Origin of the sequence: Allocoleopsis franciscana PCC 7113, from assembly GCF_000317515.1 — a bacterium.
GTDB classification, from domain to species: domain Bacteria; phylum Cyanobacteriota; class Cyanobacteriia; order Cyanobacteriales; family Coleofasciculaceae; genus Allocoleopsis; species Allocoleopsis franciscana.
The window spans coordinates 4,262,527-4,278,936 of the sequence record NC_019738.1; the positions used below are offsets into that span (position 1 = coordinate 4,262,527).

Annotated in this window: 15 protein-coding genes; 9 read left to right on the top strand and 6 right to left on the bottom strand. The window is 46.6% G+C overall.

The genetic code is table 11. From position 1 onward, the window contains the following. The first annotated feature begins 78 nt into the window (after window positions 1–78). Window positions 79–867 carry a glycosyl hydrolase gene (locus MIC7113_RS17725; RefSeq protein WP_015183542.1) on the top strand — a complete coding sequence of 263 codons (789 nt, stop codon included), beginning with the start codon at window positions 79–81 and terminating at the stop codon, window positions 865–867. Here the strand turns inward: MIC7113_RS17725 and MIC7113_RS17730 are convergent. Then, window positions 864–1,964 (bottom strand): glycosyltransferase family 4 protein, encoded by a 1,101-nt coding sequence (locus tag MIC7113_RS17730; protein ID WP_015183543.1) that lies wholly within the window; start codon window positions 1,962–1,964, stop codon window positions 864–866. The two genes, MIC7113_RS17725 and MIC7113_RS17730, sit on opposite strands and share 4 nt — an antisense overlap. 114 nt (window positions 1,965–2,078) lie before the next feature. Continuing rightward, window positions 2,079–3,188 (bottom strand): DMT family transporter, encoded by a 1,110-nt coding sequence (locus MIC7113_RS17735; protein ID WP_015183544.1) that lies wholly within the window; start codon window positions 3,186–3,188, stop codon window positions 2,079–2,081. Between the two features lie 256 nt (window positions 3,189–3,444). On the opposite strand from MIC7113_RS17735, the gene sppA reads away from it, so the two are divergent. Both sppA and aroH read left to right on the top strand, forming a co-directional pair. Continuing rightward, the gene (gene sppA / locus MIC7113_RS17740; RefSeq protein ID WP_015183545.1) at window positions 3,445–4,269 is read left to right on the top strand and encodes a signal peptide peptidase SppA; all 825 of its coding nucleotides are present in this window, start codon (window positions 3,445–3,447) and stop codon (window positions 4,267–4,269) included. A 68-nt stretch (window positions 4,270–4,337) separates the two neighbouring features. Then, a complete protein-coding gene (gene aroH / locus MIC7113_RS17745; RefSeq protein WP_015183546.1) occupies window positions 4,338–4,754 on the top strand; it encodes a chorismate mutase in 417 nt (138 codons plus the stop codon). A gap of 98 nt (window positions 4,755–4,852) precedes the next feature. Here aroH and crtR read toward each other — a convergent pair whose 3' ends face one another. Further along, complete coding sequence (gene crtR / locus MIC7113_RS17750; RefSeq protein ID WP_015183547.1) at window positions 4,853–5,764, bottom strand: beta-carotene hydroxylase; 912 nt, start codon at window positions 5,762–5,764, stop codon at window positions 4,853–4,855. A 363-nt stretch (window positions 5,765–6,127) separates the two neighbouring features. On the opposite strand from crtR, the gene MIC7113_RS17755 reads away from it, so the two are divergent. Beyond that, the gene (locus MIC7113_RS17755) at window positions 6,128–6,943 is read left to right on the top strand and encodes a COP23 domain-containing protein (RefSeq protein WP_015183548.1); all 816 of its coding nucleotides are present in this window, start codon (window positions 6,128–6,130) and stop codon (window positions 6,941–6,943) included. Window positions 6,944–6,975: 32 nt separating this feature from the next. Here MIC7113_RS17755 and MIC7113_RS17760 read toward each other — a convergent pair whose 3' ends face one another. Continuing rightward, window positions 6,976–7,815, bottom strand: a complete 840-nt coding sequence (locus MIC7113_RS17760) for an alpha/beta fold hydrolase (RefSeq protein WP_015183549.1) — start codon at window positions 7,813–7,815, stop codon at window positions 6,976–6,978. A 67-nt stretch (window positions 7,816–7,882) separates the two neighbouring features. Next, window positions 7,883–8,623, bottom strand: a complete 741-nt coding sequence (locus MIC7113_RS17765; RefSeq protein WP_015183550.1) for a lysophospholipid acyltransferase family protein — start codon at window positions 8,621–8,623, stop codon at window positions 7,883–7,885. Window positions 8,624–9,004: 381 nt separating this feature from the next. Here MIC7113_RS17765 and metG point away from each other — a divergent pair, with 381 nt between their 5' ends. The 3 genes from metG (at window position 9,005) to lptC (ending at window position 12,620) form a co-directional block, all read left to right on the top strand. Beyond that, a complete protein-coding gene (metG, locus tag MIC7113_RS17770; RefSeq protein ID WP_015183551.1) occupies window positions 9,005–10,606 on the top strand; it encodes a methionine--tRNA ligase in 1,602 nt (533 codons plus the stop codon). Window positions 10,607–10,717: 111 nt separating this feature from the next. Further along, window positions 10,718–11,323 carry a LabA-like NYN domain-containing protein gene (locus MIC7113_RS17775; RefSeq protein WP_015183552.1) on the top strand — a complete coding sequence of 202 codons (606 nt, stop codon included), beginning with the start codon at window positions 10,718–10,720 and terminating at the stop codon, window positions 11,321–11,323. 157 nt (window positions 11,324–11,480) lie between these two features. Next, entirely contained in the window at window positions 11,481–12,620 is a 1,140-nt protein-coding gene (gene lptC, locus MIC7113_RS17780; protein ID WP_015183553.1) for an LPS export ABC transporter periplasmic protein LptC, read from the top strand. Between the two features lie 55 nt (window positions 12,621–12,675). On the opposite strand, the gene MIC7113_RS17785 is transcribed toward lptC, so the two are convergent. Then, entirely contained in the window at window positions 12,676–14,007 is a 1,332-nt protein-coding gene (locus MIC7113_RS17785) for a D-alanyl-D-alanine carboxypeptidase (RefSeq protein WP_015183554.1), read from the bottom strand. 159 nt (window positions 14,008–14,166) lie between these two features. Here MIC7113_RS17785 and plsX point away from each other — a divergent pair, with 159 nt between their 5' ends. Together plsX and MIC7113_RS17795 are read left to right on the top strand one after the other, a co-directional pair. Beyond that, the gene (gene plsX / locus MIC7113_RS17790) at window positions 14,167–15,210 is read left to right on the top strand and encodes a phosphate acyltransferase PlsX (protein ID WP_015183555.1); all 1,044 of its coding nucleotides are present in this window, start codon (window positions 14,167–14,169) and stop codon (window positions 15,208–15,210) included. Window positions 15,211–15,353: 143 nt separating this feature from the next. Beyond that, window positions 15,354–16,352: a beta-ketoacyl-ACP synthase III gene (locus MIC7113_RS17795; protein ID WP_041780970.1), complete on the top strand. Its 999-nt coding sequence runs from the start codon at window positions 15,354–15,356 to the stop codon at window positions 16,350–16,352. Window positions 16,353–16,410 lie beyond the last annotated feature (58 nt).

Genomic DNA, 16,410 nt, shown 5'->3' on the forward strand with positions numbered 1-16,410 from the left:
CAATTGCTCCTCAATGGGAGCAGCAACAGAATTTGTTAGGCTGAAACAGCCTAGTCTGCTATTTATTTTCCGAAATCTGTGAAGAAATTTAATTGGTTGGGAATTGTCTTCATTACTATTGTGGTGATTATATTCACCCTGACCCATCAAATTTTTTTCCCAGTTGGTCTCAAGGGTGTTGAAGCCTTTGGTCATCCAGGGATTTGTCCAACTTGGTCGCCCGCAAATCTCACCGTCCTTGGCACTGCCGCTAATCCCACTTCCCAAGTTTGGTTTACAGGTTTTGACGGCATCCTCGGAGAGGTATTTTACCCTGAAGTAGACACACCAGCTACAGTAGACTGGCAATTTTTAGTAGGGGATGCGAATCATACCTGGGTTGATGAAGAAAAGCGGGATACTACTCATCAGGTTACTTTAAATAATTTACATTCGCTCTCTTGGACTATCACGAATACGGCTAAAAATCGCCTGGACCAAATTCAAAAAACAATTTTTACCGACCCCAACCGTAATACTTTAATCCAGCAGGTAACCTTCACTGCCTTAAAGGGTACGTTGAGAGATTTCCACCTTTATACTCTGTATCATCCTGCTCTGGATAATCAGGGACGCTCCACTACAGGTTACAGCACGACCTACAACAAACAAAAGAAGCTGGTTGCGAAAAACTCAACTCAGGGTCATGTTTCTGCACTAGTGCAAGAAGGCAGTTCGCGTAGCGTTCTCCGTAGGAGTAGAAAGAAGGCAGAAGGTAAGGACGCTTGTACACTAAGCTTTTTAACCTTTTTGAACGGATTAAGGAGGATGACAATCTACTTTGGATTCCTTAAAGCCGTTAAGATTCCTTATGAACAATCACCCTAAAGCTTATTCACTTTACTGCAAATATCTGAGAACCATTGCTCCATGCGATCGCCCATCGCTTGATTAGAATATTCCGCTTCTACCCTTTGGCGGCAAGCATGGCGGTCAATTGTATCTAATTTTTCCAATGCATCAACCAACCGTTCCACCGAATCAGGCTCTACTAAGAACCCACTTTTCCCATCTTCCACAATTTCAGCCGGCCCACCACGTCGGTAGGCAATCACCGGCACACCACAAGCCAGGGCTTCAATGGCTACATTGCCAAACGCTTCCACCCAACGCGGCGTCATCAACAGCGCTCGACACTGGCGTAAGCGCTTTTGTAACTCATCCGTGGAGAGAAACCCTTCGTATTGTACAGGAGCGTTGGGATAATCTTGTAAAATCTGTTGCCAGTAGAGTTCGTCTTGCAGGAACCCCATAATTTTGAGGGGAATTCCGGTTAACTCGGAGGCAGCTACGGCATCTTGTAACCCCTTTTCCGGCGCAATCCTCCCCACCCACCCAATCCAAGGCGCGGGTTCAGCACAGAAGTCATAAAACGACAGATCAATCCCATTTTTCACACACCGACAACGGTTGGCAAAGCTAAAGGTTTCTGCCTGTGCTAGGGAGTGAACGCCAATGGTACCGGGAAACTGGGTAACGACCTGTTCAATTATCCCATCCATCGCCTCCGTCAACGAACCCATGCTGACTAAGTGGGCAACGGGAATCGTCAAAAAGGGCGTCAGGTAGAACGGTAACCAATCATAAGCGAAGTTGACAATTAAGTCATAGTCGGTTTGCACCTGTCGCGCATAATCCCACATATTTGCCAACACCGAAGACGCAGGGATGATGATGGGTGCGTCTCGTCCTTGAGTTTGAGCGCTGATTTGTGGATTTCCAGCAATTTCAACCAGCGGCATTCCCCAAGCGGTAGACCCTTTGGTAGCAACAATCGTTAGGGAATGACCCCGCCGTATTTGTTCTGTGGCAATGTTCCGTAAGGTGAGCTCAACGCCACCTCCTAATCCTGAACCTAAAGGGCCAATGGGGTTAGAGACAAAGAGTAGCCTGAGGGACTTTTTAGGCGTTGGATTAATGGGCATTCATTTGTATTGATATAGATGGGAAATCGCAGATACACGCCGCGTGACACCGATAAAAAAAGGTGTTTCGCCACTTTGACCCACACCCATTGGGGGTTAAAAAAGTCAGATGTTCTAGCGATTGGAAAGCATTTCCGCCTCTGGTTCTTGAAGTTTGACGGGAATTTGTGCCAAAGTCACAGAATCAGAGTTATCTAAAATAGGTTCACTTGGGTTCATGGATGCAACCACTCGGTTCTGACTCTCAATCTCAGCCGGTTGCTGGAAGATAGACTGTAACTTCTGGGATATTACCTCACGCTGATTGATCAGATAGATACTAACTAGCGTCAAACTGACACCCACCCATTGCAGGGGACTCAGGACTTCTGACAAAAACAAATTACCAAACAACAGGGCAAATACAGGTGTGAGAAAGGTTAGGGAACTCAAACTCGTAAGATTTCCACTGGAGGCAAAATAGAAAAATAGACCGTAGGCGATCGCACTCCCAAAAAGGGTTGAATAAGCCAATGCCGCCCAACCTGATACGTCAATATTCACCCACTGTTGAGATTCCCAAATCCCAGAAAGCCCAAATAAGGGTAATCCACCGATAATCATGTGCCAACCGGTTGCCATCACAGGGTCAGCATATCGCGTCACATATCGAATCATCACCGTCCCCACCGCCATCGACAGCGAAGCCAACAGCATCAGCCACTCTCCACTCTGAAATAGCTGTTGTAAGCTCATATCTAAAGTCAGGGAACCACCTTGGAAGAGGGTGAAAATCCACTGATCTGGCAAACCAATCAGACTAATTCCCAAAACTCCAAACCCCAGTCCTAACCATCCCCATAATCCAATCACTTCACCAAACAGTAACCCTGACAACAGGGCTACAGCTAAGGGTTGAGAGTCAATCATCACAGAACCTAAGCCTGCTCCCGTTCTCACCAATCCTTCGGCGAGAAATCCCTGAAATAGCGCCCCATCCACCAAGGCAAACAAGCTAATCCACAGCCATGCCGCCCAACTTTTCGGCTGAGGACGCCCCATCATCGTTGCCGCCACCAATACTAAAACACCGGCTGGGACTAAACGCACCCCTGCCATAAACAGAGGAGTTGTGTGGGGGATGACGCCTTTCATCGCGACCATTGCCGTTCCCCACAAGAAAAAGGGAGCGATTAGCAACAAGACGGCTAAAGGAGATTGGATATTCGTTGTTTTTATCTGCATAAGGTAGTCCGAGGGTTACGCTTAACAACAATGAGAGGCTCAACGATATTTTTATATTTCTTTACATAATTCTACTGAATTATTTTATTGTGTTAAGAACATGATACAAACTCATTATCCCCAGTCCTGCTACTGATTGCTGTATGGAGCCTGACAAAACCCTAAACTGAGGTGGATCGTGCAAACTAGAAGATATCCCGTCTGCGGATGATCAGGCTTACCTGTTTAATTTTTAATTCAAAAGACTTAAATACTCATGCCCTGGCCTTTTAAGCCCAACTCTCGTAAACAAATTGCTCGAATTGAAGTCACTGGTGCGATCGCAAGTGGCACACGCAAACGGGTACTGGAAGCCCTGAAAACAGTGGAAGAGAGGAAGTTTCCTGCCCTCTTGTTGCGGATTGATAGTCCTGGCGGTACCGTGGGCGATTCCCAAGAAATTTACTACGCACTCAAGCGACTGCGAGAAAAGGTAAAAATCGTCGCCAGCTTCGGCAATATCTCGGCGTCTGGGGGAGTATACATCGGTATGGGTGCCGAGCATATCGTAGCGAACCCCGGTACGATTACTGGAAGTATTGGGGTCATTTTGCGCGGAAACAACCTGGAACGCCTGTTAGAAAAAGTCGGAGTTTCCTTCAAAGTGATTAAGTCCGGCCCTTATAAAGATATTTTGGCGTTTGACCGGGAACTGACCGAGCCAGAAAAGCATATTCTTCAGGAATTGATTGATACCAGTTATCAGCAGTTCGTCCAAACCGTTGCAGAAGGACGAAATCTAGCTGTAGAAGCGGTGAAAAAGTTTGCGGATGGTCGCATTTTTACAGGTCAGCAAGCGGTAGAACTTGGCATCGTTGACCGCCTCGGCACAGAAGAAGATGCCCGTCGTTGGGCCGCCGAACTTGCAGGTCTTGACCCGGAAAAAACCAAGTGCTACACCATCGAAGAACCGAAACCGTTCTTGAACCGTCTGCTTTCAGGTAGTCGTACTCAGATGGTATCAGGGTTATCATCTGGGATAGATTGGTTAGAGTTTGAACTATCTACCAGCGGTCAGCCGTTGTGGTTATATCGACCTTAAGCAGGATTTTAGATTTGAGAGCGCTCTGAAATCTAAAGTTCAAGATGGAAAATTGGAGGATGTAATAGGTGGAGTGGCGAGTTCGGGCGATTCGTGGGGCAACAACGGCCTCGGCAAACACAGTCGAGGCAATTCGAGAAGCTGTGACAGAACTATTAGATGAACTAGAAACTGGAAATCGACTTGATCCAGATGAAATGATCAGTGCGATCTTTACAACCACACAAGATTTAGATGCTATCTTTCCCGCCGCGATCGCACGAGAGCGTCCTCACTGGCAGAATGTTGCTTTACTCGATGTTCAGCAAATGCATGTGGAAGGAAGTCTGAAGCGTTGTATTCGGTTTTTAATCCACGTCAATACCCCTGTCTCTCAAATGGAGATTTACCACCCCTATCTACGTGGAGCTAAAAATTTACGACCGGATTGGAGTTTAGCTCAAATCAGTCGAACTGTGCCTTCTACTGTTCAATCTCGCCGCTAATGCCTCCGGCTGCATAATTTGTTATTCTTTGTTAGTTGTTAGACCTGAAACGAAATTTGATTTGATAAGGGTTACTAACAACTAACGGATAACAAGTATTAGGATTTCACTTCTTCCAATTTTTTCTCTGGATATTTTTTGTGAACCCGAATCCCTAAGAAAATGTCGTAAACAAAGTTCCAAAAACTTTTCTTGCCTTCTAACAATCCCAGAGATTGATAACAACCCTTTTGGTCGAGAAGAGGTTTAACGGCATAGTAGGCTCCTTGATACTTATACCAAGGAATAGAAGGCCACAGATGATGAATTAAATGGTAATTCTGTCCACCAATGAGTAAATTCAAAATTGGGCTAGGGTAGACTCTAGCATTTTTCCAGCGATCGCGCTCCTGAAACGGTCGATGGGGCAAATAATCAAAAAATAATCCCAAGGCTAAACCCACCACTAAAGCGGGTGAAAACCAAAAATTGAGAATATAACCTAAAAATCCATATTGGCAAGCAATATAGATAATAGTTGCCACAAATAAACGACTTAAAAACCACTCTAACAATTCATATTTACGCCACAACCGACGCTTAAAGAAAAAGATTTCGTGATAAAAAAAGCGAGCAGCGATTAACCAGAGTGGTCCCCCTGTGGAGACAAAATGATCGGGGTCATTTTGGGGGTCATTCACATTCCCATGATGCTGAATGTGAACCCGCGTAAATACAGGGAAAGCAAAGCCTAACATTAAGGCGCTTCCATGTCCCATGATCGCGTTCATCACTCGATTGCGATGAGCTGCATTATGAGAAGCATCGTGAATTACTGTTCCCACCATGTGCAAAGCCAAGACATTTAGGGCAAAACAGCATGGATCAGGCCAATTCCAGAGCCAGTAACCACAGGTGGAAAAGGCAACCAACGCGATCGCGGTAAAGAACATGATTAACGTTGGGTTAAATTCACCGGGAGGACCCAGGAATTCCTTTGGAACCGTCAGTGGCTTCTGGGCCTCCGACATCGTTATTTTTTCTCCTTTCTACCGTCCTTTGGTAGTATAAAATACCTGAGTCCAATGGTAAAGATTTGTGAAATTAACTCATCTAATCAGACAGGTTTTGGCTGATAAGCTGAGAAAGCTTTTGCTCAAACAACCAGGACGGCAAAAGCATACTCTTGAGCCTTGATTTTGGCAAGAGTAGTAGGCTTTGTGAAGGGACAGAGGCTATGATGCGAATATAATATACCAGCGCATTTGCGCTTTTGGCTCTGGGATGCGATGTGGGGCTATGCACACAACCCTCGTTGATCGCACTTCAAACGAGTCTTTTTGAGCAAATCAGGGGCAGCCGCATCTTTAACCGAATTTTAGAGGTTTGAAGCAATGACGCCACAACAGTTTACTCGAAATTCCAGTTTGAAGCCTTTGCTGTTTAAGGGTGTTGGTTGGTCAGCCAGTGTCGCTATTCTACTAGCGAGTGGTAATGCCTTGGCCTTAACTCATAACCAGGCAGCCACAACCGATCCATCTCAATTGTCCCAGCATACCATTTTGGCTCAGGATGTTGAGGAAGACACACAATCCCAAGATTCTGCACCCGATTCAGAGATTAAATCCTCTCAAGAGCCTCGCTTTACCTGTAAGCAGGTGAATGGTCAGTACACAGTCATGTATCATCCCGAAAGCCAACCGAATCAAGCTTATCCTTGGGCAACTCCTGGGGCTTTAGGGGGTGGCTGGACGCCAGAACTCCGTTGTAATGAGATTAGCCGACGCTTGGAATTGTATCGACCCGATGGTTTAGTGGAAATGCGGAATGCCGTTGAGAATAATTACAATACCGTCTGTGTGACCACCCAAAAGAATTCATCTTGTCGAATTGTACTCACAGTGCCTCCGGGACAAGACCCAGAATTAACCCGCAATCGTGTCTTCCAAAACTTAACCATTGCCGATACGGGTGAGCGAACGGACGCCGTGAACACGTTTGTCGCGGGGGACAGGGGTTCACAACTGCTCAATCAGGTGTTAAACCAAGGTCTATCGGCTCTAGGCATTGACAACAATCCAAGTCAATCTTCGGGTAACATCAATCTTCGACCGTTCTTAGACCGAGCCGATGGGGGTACGGGATCTAGGCTGAGAAGAAGCATCCCTGTGCGATCAAACCCTCGCTTAAATCCGGATCGGTTTCGTTGATCGTTTTTGAGAACATCGGATTGTTGTGTGAGCTAATCAGCCATCGGAATTGGAATTAAAACAGATTGAGCTTCTTGGTTAGGCACCGAGGCTTCTAAGAAGTTTTGCTCTTTCATCAAATCAAAAAGGCAAACGTCTGTCTCCAGCAGACAGGCGTGCCCCGAATTGGGTAGGATGACCTTTTGAGCATTGGGTAGGCTGTTGACTAGGCGTTCAGCTTCCTGTACCGAGGGTAACAACTGATCGGCGGCACCTCCAATCACGAGGACGGGTTGGGTTAGGCGTCTGAGTTGTGTTTCTTGTACATCAAACTCGGTCACCATGGAGATGCGCCAATTGGCAATCTTGGCGGGTACCGATTGCATGGCATCCAGCAGCGCACGGCGATCGCGCGGCGCGGTTCTGGCTAAATTGGATAACAAGGGTAAGAGTGCAAGTGACGAGACTCCATACAAAAATTCGGGTATCAAGCGATTCAATTGAGCTCCCCAGCGTAACCAAGGGCGTTGATTGAAAGAGGTGGCTGGGTTGATTAAAATAATTCGCTTAAAAAGATGGGGCGCACTTAAGGCAACCTTTATAGCTAAACAGCCTCCGAATGACTCACCACACAGATAAACGGAACGGGAGGTTTTCTTTTTGAGTTCCTCTTCCACAAGGTTCACCACCAGATCTGCGAGATCGTCCCAGTTGTTCAAATCATCTGGAGGAATAGCTAGTGCTCTGACATCAAAAGCGGTTTCTAACCCTTTCGTCTGCGATCGCAAGAGTTGACCGGTCCCATCCATCCCGGGTAGAAACACAAATAAGGGGTAGTTTGAATTGACACGTCCTGGTGTCAAAAAACAAGGACGGCTCTTCACTGGTGGCATGGCTAAATTCCTAATGGTATCCCGATGACTATTGAAGCAAAAAAATCACAACGCGACTTTTCTCACCTCAAGAAAACATTCGTTCGCGTTGAAATGTTTGATAAAGTAATTTAGAAATTTCATCGTGGCAGGTAGTAACTAGTTCGTTAACCGCTGCTTTAGCCTGTTTGCCTTGATACTGTTGCCGATGTTTTGCCGTAATCCAATAGGGATGCCCAACTAAGACTGCCACACGACGATGAATCACCATCGGATGCAAACCTGGTTGTGCAAATAGGGGTTCTGATGGATCAAACAGACGTAACCAGCGCAGTGGCACGGCAGAGGTTGTGGTTTCTGCCAAAGAGGCGATCGCTACGGGCAATACGGCTAAATCCCTGACGGGAGCCCGTAACGCCAAGTGGGCAAAGCCTCGGTGAAACTTCCCTAAGGTATCAGGCTCAGTCAAATGCACCATGGGTTGAGCGCCTTCTGGAAATACTCCCACCCACTGATGTTGTTGGAGTAGCCCAGTTGCCTGTTCAAAAAAAGCCTGCTGCCTATATTCGGGTTCTTGCAGCGGAAAACAACCCATTTGCGTGATAAATTCTCGCAACATGGGCACTTGCCCCATGTAATGATGACAAGCAATGCGAAGAGGATGCCCTAAGGCTGCCATCAACAGGGGGGCGTCCATGAAGCCACGATGGTTACTTACCACCACAACGGCTGAATCCTCAGGGATGCGATCCTCGTGGTAGACGAACATCTGCGTTCCCATGGCCGCTAGGAGCGATCGAGAAATTTGAAGTGGACTATCGGAAGACATGAGTTGAAGCCATCACTTGTACCATTCCTTAATATTTCTTTACAATACAAAGCAATGTAAAGTTTTGACAAATGCCTTAAGGTAGAATTCAGGGCATTTTTAGTTGTTCCTGGCAGCAACTCAGCAAAAAGTAGACCGGATTAATCACACCTCGAAAAGGAGAACTATGATACTAATAATTAATTATTTTTTTATATTTGATCGTTTTATTAAGAAAATCTAAATATTTAGGTAAAAGCGTTTGATTATCTGTATAAGGTAATACTTTTATTAGAGAAGTACTACGTAAAGCTGGCAAGCTCAGGTAGCCACTCAATCTATATCCGTAGCAATACACTAGAAACTACCAGTAATTTAAGTGAGGGCGTTTCTAACACTCAGATGAGTCATATCGATATCAGTAGAAACACATTTACGATTACAACGCCTCTCTACTACGTCAACGACTTACCCCATATCGGTAGCGCCTATACAACAATGGCGGCGGATGCGGTGGCTCGGTTTGAAAGGTTGCGAGGCAAATCCGTGTTATTAATTACCGGCACGGATGAGCATGGACAAAAGATTCAGCGCACGGCTCAAAGTAATGGGGTTGAGCCTCAAGTTCACTGTGATCAGATAGCGGCTGGGTTTGAGGAGCTGTGGCAAAAGCTCAATATCCAGTACGATCGCTTTAGCCGCACCACCGCATCCCGCCATGCTTCAATCGTTAAAGAATTTTTCTCTAGGGTGTGGGACAAAGGCGACATTTATCTGGGTCAACAAAAAGGTTGGTACTGCGTCTCCTGCGAGGAATTCAAAGAAGAGCGGGATTTGTTGGCAGAACATCGATGCCCGATTCATCCGAATAAAGAAGCCGAGTGGCGAGATGAGCAAAACTACTTTTTTGCCTTATCGAAGTATCAAAGCCAGCTCGAAGCTCTTTATCAAGAGCGACCCAATTTTATTCAACCGGAAAGTCGCCGGAATGAAGTTTTAAGTTTTGTTAGGCAGGGACTTCAGGATTTCTCGATTTCGCGGGTGAATGTGGACTGGGGCTTCCCGGTGCCGGTAGACCCGAACCATACCATTTATGTATGGTTTGACGCTTTGCTCGGTTACGTCACAGCCTTGCTTGATCCGGATCAGGAACCCACGCTAGAGAATGCTTTAAGGAAGTGGTGGCCGATCAATTTGCATCTCATTGGTAAAGACATTCTGCGCTTTCATGCGGTTTACTGGCCAGCAATGTTAATGTCAGCAGAGATACCAGTATCGGAGCATGTGTTTGGACATGGCTTTCTTACAAAGGATGGTCAGAAGATGGGGAAAAGCCTTGGTAATACCCTGAACCCGGTTGAGTTAGTCAATCGGTACGGTGCAGATGCGATTCGCTACTACTTTCTCAAAGAGATTGAATTTGGGAAGGATGGGGACTTCAATGAAACCCGTTTTATCGATATCGTCAATGCTGATTTAGCGAACGATTTGGGTAACTTACTCAACCGAACGTTAAAAATGGTACAGAAGTATTGCCATTCTCGTGTACCAGAAGTTAAAGATGAAGAAGAAGAAGAAATTCTAGTTGATAATCCCCTTAAGGCCATTGGCTGGGAATTGAGTGAACGTGTTGCTCGCTCCTATGAAGCCTTAGCGTTTGGGGAAGCCTGTCGGGAGATCTTTACTCTGATTCGAGCCGGTAACAAATTCATTGATGATCAAGCGCCTTGGAGCTTATATAAGCAGGGGAACTTGCCAGCAGTGGGAAAAGTGTTGTACACCGTGTTGGAATCAGTTAGACTGGCAGCCTACCTCTTATCACCGATTATTCCTAGCATCAGTACCGAAATTTATCGGCAGCTTGGCTTTTCAATCGACTTTAACGAAAAAACTCTCATTAAAGATTCTGCAACCTATTCTACTCATGCCGCTTGGGGAACCTTACCCGCTCATCAGAGCTTAGGGGAGCCGAAGCCCGTTTTTGCACGACTGGAACAAGCGTAATTTTGTGCCGTCGTCTTGGGAATAAGCTGCTGGGCGGTTGACACATCTTCTGATTGTGAGGAAAGGAGGCACCAATCTTTTTTTTACATAACAAATCGAGGTATAACAAATATGTTGAATAACTTTAGTAATGATCCAGTTTTTACACCTGAACAAGTTTTAGAAAATCGCGGTCGTGTTGCCATTTTCATTGACGGATCAAATCTGTTTTATGCCGCTCTCCAACTGGGAATTGAAATTGATTACACTAAGCTTCTGGTTCGATTAACCGCCGGTTCTCGTTTGTTGCGCTCCTTTTTTTATACAGGAGTTGATCGTACCAACGAAAAACAGCAAGGCTTTTTGCTGTGGATGCGGCGTAACGGTTATCGGGTGATTGCCAAAGATTTAGTACAGCTACCCGATGGCTCTAAAAAAGCGAATTTAGATGTAGAAATTGCTGTAGATATGATGGCGCTGGTTGGTTCTTACGACACAGCCGTTCTCGTCAGTGGTGATGGGGATTTAGCTTATGCCGTAGATGCGGTTAGCTATCGGGGAGTTCGTGTTGAGGTTGTCAGTCTACGCTCCATGACCAGTGATAGCCTGATTAACGTAGCCGATCGCTACATCGATCTGGATAACATCAAAGAAAGTATCCAAAAGACACCTCGCGCCACCTCAACCTACGTTTACCGTCCTTTATCGGGTATCGGTATGGATGAGCAGGAAGAATAATCAATCAGTCATAGGTTATTAGTCATTCGTCAATTATTCATTGTTTATCGGTCATAGTTATTAGTGATTGAGTCGAAGTCAACTAACAACTCAAAAATCAATAACCAAGAACAAATGACTAATGACTAAGAGCCTGGATTAAAAGCCGCCCACCCCCATGTTTGTGAGCTTAAAACGTTCTATTTCTGTTACCCTGTGCTTGTTGACATTCACTTTCTTATCAGCCTGTAATAACGCCACCCGTACAGAAAAGAAAATAAAGCAAGATACTGCTGCAACAGATATTGAAGGAAGCCTAGTCTTTAAAAATATTACCCTAGACCAAGCCGATGAAAAGGGTCGCCCTCTCTGGAAAGTGAAGGCCAAACAAGCCACTTACAGCAAAGACAAAAAAATTGCTCGAATTGAGCAGCCAACAGGTGACTTATACCAAGATGGAAAAGTGGTTTTGCAGGTATCGGCAGCAAGTGGTGAAATCCGTCAAGATGGTAAGATTGTCCTGCTCAAAGGCCAGATTACCGCTACCGATACCCGCAATGGTGCTGTGTTTAAAGGCGATGATTTAGAGTGGTATCCCAAAGAAGATTTATTAATCGTTCGCAATAACTTGAAGGGCAATCATCCCCAACTTCAAGCAACAGCAAAAGAAGGGCGATACTTCACTCGCAAGCAGCAGGCAGAACTCCTTGGACAGGTCGCCGCTATCTCGAAAGACCCCGATTTGCAGATGAAAACAGAGCATTTAGTCTGGCAAATCAAAGAACAAAAAACCAATGGCGAAAAACGCATTTGGATTGATCGCTACAAAGCCAAGATTGTGACCGACCGAGTGGAAGCTGATAAATCTCAAGTCGATCTAAAAACCAAAATTGTTACACTCAATCAAAATATTCAACTAACATCGCTTGACCCACCATTATTGATGTCGAGTAATTCAGCTATCTGGAACGTTAAGGCTGAAACAGTCGTTTCCGATCAGCCAGTCAGGATTGTCCAACAGAAAGAAAATATTATCCTCACCGCTAACCAAGGACACGTTGATTTAAAACAAAAAGTGGCGAATTTGACAGGCGGCGTTCAAGCCATTGGCAGCAAAAATCAAGCTAAAGTTTTCGCCAATCAGATGAAGTGGGATATGCCAACTCAGAATGTTCAAGCGTCGGGTAATGTGATTTATCAACAAGTTAATCCACCATTTAATACGACGGGCCCTACAGCCGTCGGGAGGCTTCAAGACCAAAGCATTGTTGTTACAGGGGGCGCTGGCAGCAGAGTGGTGACGGAAATTATTCCTTAGTCAAGTGAATCCAGCCACCTCCTCTAAAGCCTAAGTACTCCCAAAACGTCAAACGTTAGCCTTTTTTGAGCTGTGCCCGAATACCGAAAATTTTTTCATTGCGCTTGGATTCGCCGAGAAGATTTTGGATGGGAGGGGTAGTGGCGTTGATGGGTTGGATACCCCACTGTTCTACCAAGCGCTGAAGAAAAATATCTTGCTGCTTGCGAAAGCCACTCACATCGCCACCCCGGTTAATGATGGCAAACCAAACCAATCCGCGATCGCGTGTCGGAATCACACCCGCTAGGGCACTCACCGTATTGAGCGTTCCGGTTTTAATCGCCGTTCCTAGGGGGATGTGCCGTCCATACATCGTTCCATTCTTGTCGCGCCCCGAAACTGGAAACACGTCCATCACACTGAGTTTGTAGGGCTGTAGAAAGCGGTGAACTTCCATCAGCATGGCACAGGCCGCATGGGGCGAAATCATATTCTCCACACCCAATCCAGAACCGTTAACCAGTTGTAGTTCGTCCAGGGAGAGATTGGCTGATTTTGCCGCCAGTCTATTTCTCTGTTCAGTACCCCCCATCGTTTTGGTCAACATCTCTGACATGTTGTTGTTGCTGTGGATGTTCATTTCCCTGAGGATGTGAGTCAGGGAAAGTGAGCGGTGGCGGATTAATAAGATTTTTTTGGGAATGGGAAAGCTTGACACTTTGATGCCTCCAGCGATCGCCACTTGCGGTTTTGGCGTTCCTTTCGGCATGATGGCATGTCGATAGACAAAGCCTCGTGGTGTCCAAAGCTTGGAGTTTAGTCCTTGTCGGAGTTCTTGACCGGCAAGTGCTGGGTTTTCCTGGTAGTTCATGTAGAAATCGCCCTCGATCACTACATTTCCCTTGACCTGACGAATCCCCAACTGATTGAGACTATTCCCTAATGCGATCGCTTCCTCCCAAACAAAAAAGGGGTCACCGCCGCCCGTGATCACCAAATCTCCCTGTAATACACCCTTCTGAATCGGGCCTGTGGTACTCACGAGAGTTTCAAACTGATGATCCGGCCCCCATTTTTTTAAAGCCGCCAAGGTTGTGGCAATTTTCGTTAATGAAGCCGCTGGCAGGGGCACTTGGTCTTTGTGTTTCGCCAGTACGGCTATGTCCGATTGAATCCAGACCCCTTGATGACGTGCCACGGCACCTTGAGCGCTCAATCCTTGCAAGTACTGATTCATAATCGTTTCAGTGGCTGGGTCGGGCAGTGCCATGCGGTCAAACAAAGGCATATTCTGCCACTCCAGGGCTTGGGCCGTCAGCACTGTCGCCGGTTGACCCCCCACAAGCTTTAGGACTAGAGCCGCTATTCCCGAGGCTAATATGCCAGCACCTAATCGTTGTACCATTCCTATCCCTCTTACCTGGTGCTTCATTTTAAAGAGTCGATGACAATCCTGAAAAGTCTTCTTCATGCTGTTTGATGGAGTGTCAGGCAGATTACATCAGGTTTAATGTTGAGTGGGGGGCTTCTGGTAAAATTTTTAAGGTTTCTATCACTTTGAGTAATGGCATCGACGACGGCACGGATCGCAATTGACGCTATGGGAGGGGATCATGCCCCTGACGAAATCGTTGCTGGTGCTATTAGGGCACAAGCAGAGCTGGGCGTAGAGGTTTTGCTAGTAGGTGACCCTCAAGCGATTGAATCCTCACTGAAACAACATACCAGTTCCTCTCAGATGGAAATAGTTCCAGCAGAGGATGTCGTTGCCATGCATGAGGAGCCTTTGGTGAGCTTGAAGCGGAAACCTAAAGCCTCGATTAACGTGGCAATGGATTTGGTCAAGCAAAAACGTGCTGATGCAGTGGTTTCCGCAGGTCATTCGGGTGCCGCAATGGCAGCGGGATTGCTGCGATTGGGACGTCTTAAAGGCATTGACCGTCCTGCGATTGGCGCGGTATTTCCTACTTTGGTGGCGGGTAAGCCTGTGATTGTCCTAGATGTAGGGGCGAATGTCGATAGCCGTCCCAAGTATCTAGAGCAGTTTGCCGTGATGGGTTCGGTATATAGTCAGTACGTGTTAGGCATGGAGCAACCCAAAGTCGGACTCCTGAACATTGGAGAAGAATCCACGAAAGGGAATGATTTAGCCGTCCGCACTCATCAACTGCTGGAAGAAAACCCCCGAATTACCTTTATTGGCAATGCGGAAGGGCGAGATGTTCTCTCCGGTCGCTTTGATGTCATTGTCTGCGATGGCTTTGTGGGTAATGTGTTACTCAAATTTGCTGAAGCCGTCGGTGAGATTGTGCTGCAAATCCTGCGAGAGGAACTGCCTCAAGGCATACAGGGTCAATTGGGGACAGCACTCCTCAAACCCAACCTGAAGCGGATTAAGCAGCGGATTGACCATGCAGAACATGGTGGAGGGTTACTCTTGGGGGTCGCAGGCGTTTGTATTATTAGTCACGGTAGCTCTCAAGCTCCTTCCATTTTTAACGCGATTCGCTTAGCCAAAGAAGCGATTGATAATCAAGTACTGGCGCGGATTCAGTCCAAGGATTTTCAAGGTGAGCAGCAATCAGCAGCGAGTACCACAGAGGAGTGAGTCGTGAGCAGTCAACCCTTGGCAGGTAGTCTGTTAAATTATGCTCCTATTTCAGGATGTCTCGATTCAGGTTGGTTAATCGTTACCCCTGACCGAGGCTGCCCTAATTTTGTAAACATCCCAGCTACTGAGGGAGAAGTGTGTTGAATCAACTAGGGGCAGGTATTGCCATTACCGGAAGCGGTTCTGCAACACCAGACGTGATTCTCGATAACCCACAACTCGAACGAATGGTGGAAACCTCGGATGAGTGGATTACCAGCCGGACGGGAATTCGGGAACGGCGTCTGGCGGATGATCAAATTCGTCTGAGTGCGATCGCAGCTCAAGCGGCTCAAAATGCCCTAACCATGGCTCAAATTGCCGCCACAGACCTGGATTTAATTATTCTGGCGACTTCCACGCCAGACGACCTATTTGGCACAGCCTGCCAAATTCAGAGCCTTCTGGGAGCCTCAAAAGCCGTTGCCTTTGATATGACCGCCGCTTGCTCTGGATTTGTCTTTGGGATGGTGACAGCGGCTCAATTTATCCGCACAGGCGTCTACAAAAATGTCCTGCTCATCGGTGCCGATATTCTCTCACGTTGGGTGAATTGGTCTGATCGGGGCACGTGCATCTTGTTTGGTGATGGCGCTGGGGCGGTTGTAATGCAAGCCAATGAAAGCGATCGCTTTTTGGGCTTTGAAATCCGCAGTGATGGGACTCAAAATCATTCCCTGCAACTCACTTACAACGCACAACCCAAGGAAATTGTCAAGGATATTGCCGTAGCCCAAGGCAATTTTGGGCCCATCACGATGAACGGCAAAGAAGTTTATCGCTTTGCGGTACAAAAGGTGCCGGAAGTAATAGAAAAAGCCCTATTCCGAGCCAACTTAAGCGCAGAACAAATAGATTGGCTGTTGTTGCACCAAGCAAATCAGCGCATTCTCGATGCAGTTGCCCAACGCCTCAAAATTCCAACCCAGAAAGTTCTCAGTAATCTTGCCCGCTATGGCAACACCTCCGCCGCTTCGATTCCCCTTGCCTTGGATGAAGCGGTACGGCAGGGCAAAATTCAATCGGGCGATCTAATTGCGACGGCTGGCTTTGGTGCGGGACTGACTTGGGGATCGGCTATCTTCCTCTGGGGGAAATAAGCCCTATGTTGCCAGAAGATTGAAACAGCTAAGGTTACTTGGAGAAGCCATTTCTTCT

What these genes read in the sequence shown, in the direction of transcription:
- MIC7113_RS17730 (WP_015183543.1), bottom strand. Translation starts at nt 1,964, where the DNA reads ATGCCCATTAATCCAACGCCTAAAAAGTCCCTCAGGCTACTCTTTGTC.
- MIC7113_RS17735 (WP_015183544.1), bottom strand. Translation starts at nt 3,188, where the DNA reads ATGCAGATAAAAACAACGAATATCCAATCTCCTTTAGCCGTCTTGTTG.
- sppA (WP_015183545.1), top strand. Translation starts at nt 3,445, where the DNA reads ATGCCCTGGCCTTTTAAGCCCAACTCTCGTAAACAAATTGCTCGAATT.
- crtR (WP_015183547.1), bottom strand. Translation starts at nt 5,764, where the DNA reads ATGTCGGAGGCCCAGAAGCCACTGACGGTTCCAAAGGAATTCCTGGGT.
- MIC7113_RS17755 (WP_015183548.1), top strand. Translation starts at nt 6,128, where the DNA reads ATGACGCCACAACAGTTTACTCGAAATTCCAGTTTGAAGCCTTTGCTG.
- MIC7113_RS17760 (WP_015183549.1), bottom strand. Translation starts at nt 7,815, where the DNA reads ATGCCACCAGTGAAGAGCCGTCCTTGTTTTTTGACACCAGGACGTGTC.
- MIC7113_RS17765 (WP_015183550.1), bottom strand. Translation starts at nt 8,623, where the DNA reads ATGTCTTCCGATAGTCCACTTCAAATTTCTCGATCGCTCCTAGCGGCC.
- metG (WP_015183551.1), top strand. Translation starts at nt 9,005, where the DNA reads ATGAGTCATATCGATATCAGTAGAAACACATTTACGATTACAACGCCT.
- MIC7113_RS17775 (WP_015183552.1), top strand. Translation starts at nt 10,718, where the DNA reads ATGTTGAATAACTTTAGTAATGATCCAGTTTTTACACCTGAACAAGTT.
- lptC (WP_015183553.1), top strand. Translation starts at nt 11,481, where the DNA reads ATGTTTGTGAGCTTAAAACGTTCTATTTCTGTTACCCTGTGCTTGTTG.
- MIC7113_RS17785 (WP_015183554.1), bottom strand. Translation starts at nt 14,007, where the DNA reads ATGGTACAACGATTAGGTGCTGGCATATTAGCCTCGGGAATAGCGGCT.
- plsX (WP_015183555.1), top strand. Translation starts at nt 14,167, where the DNA reads ATGGCATCGACGACGGCACGGATCGCAATTGACGCTATGGGAGGGGAT.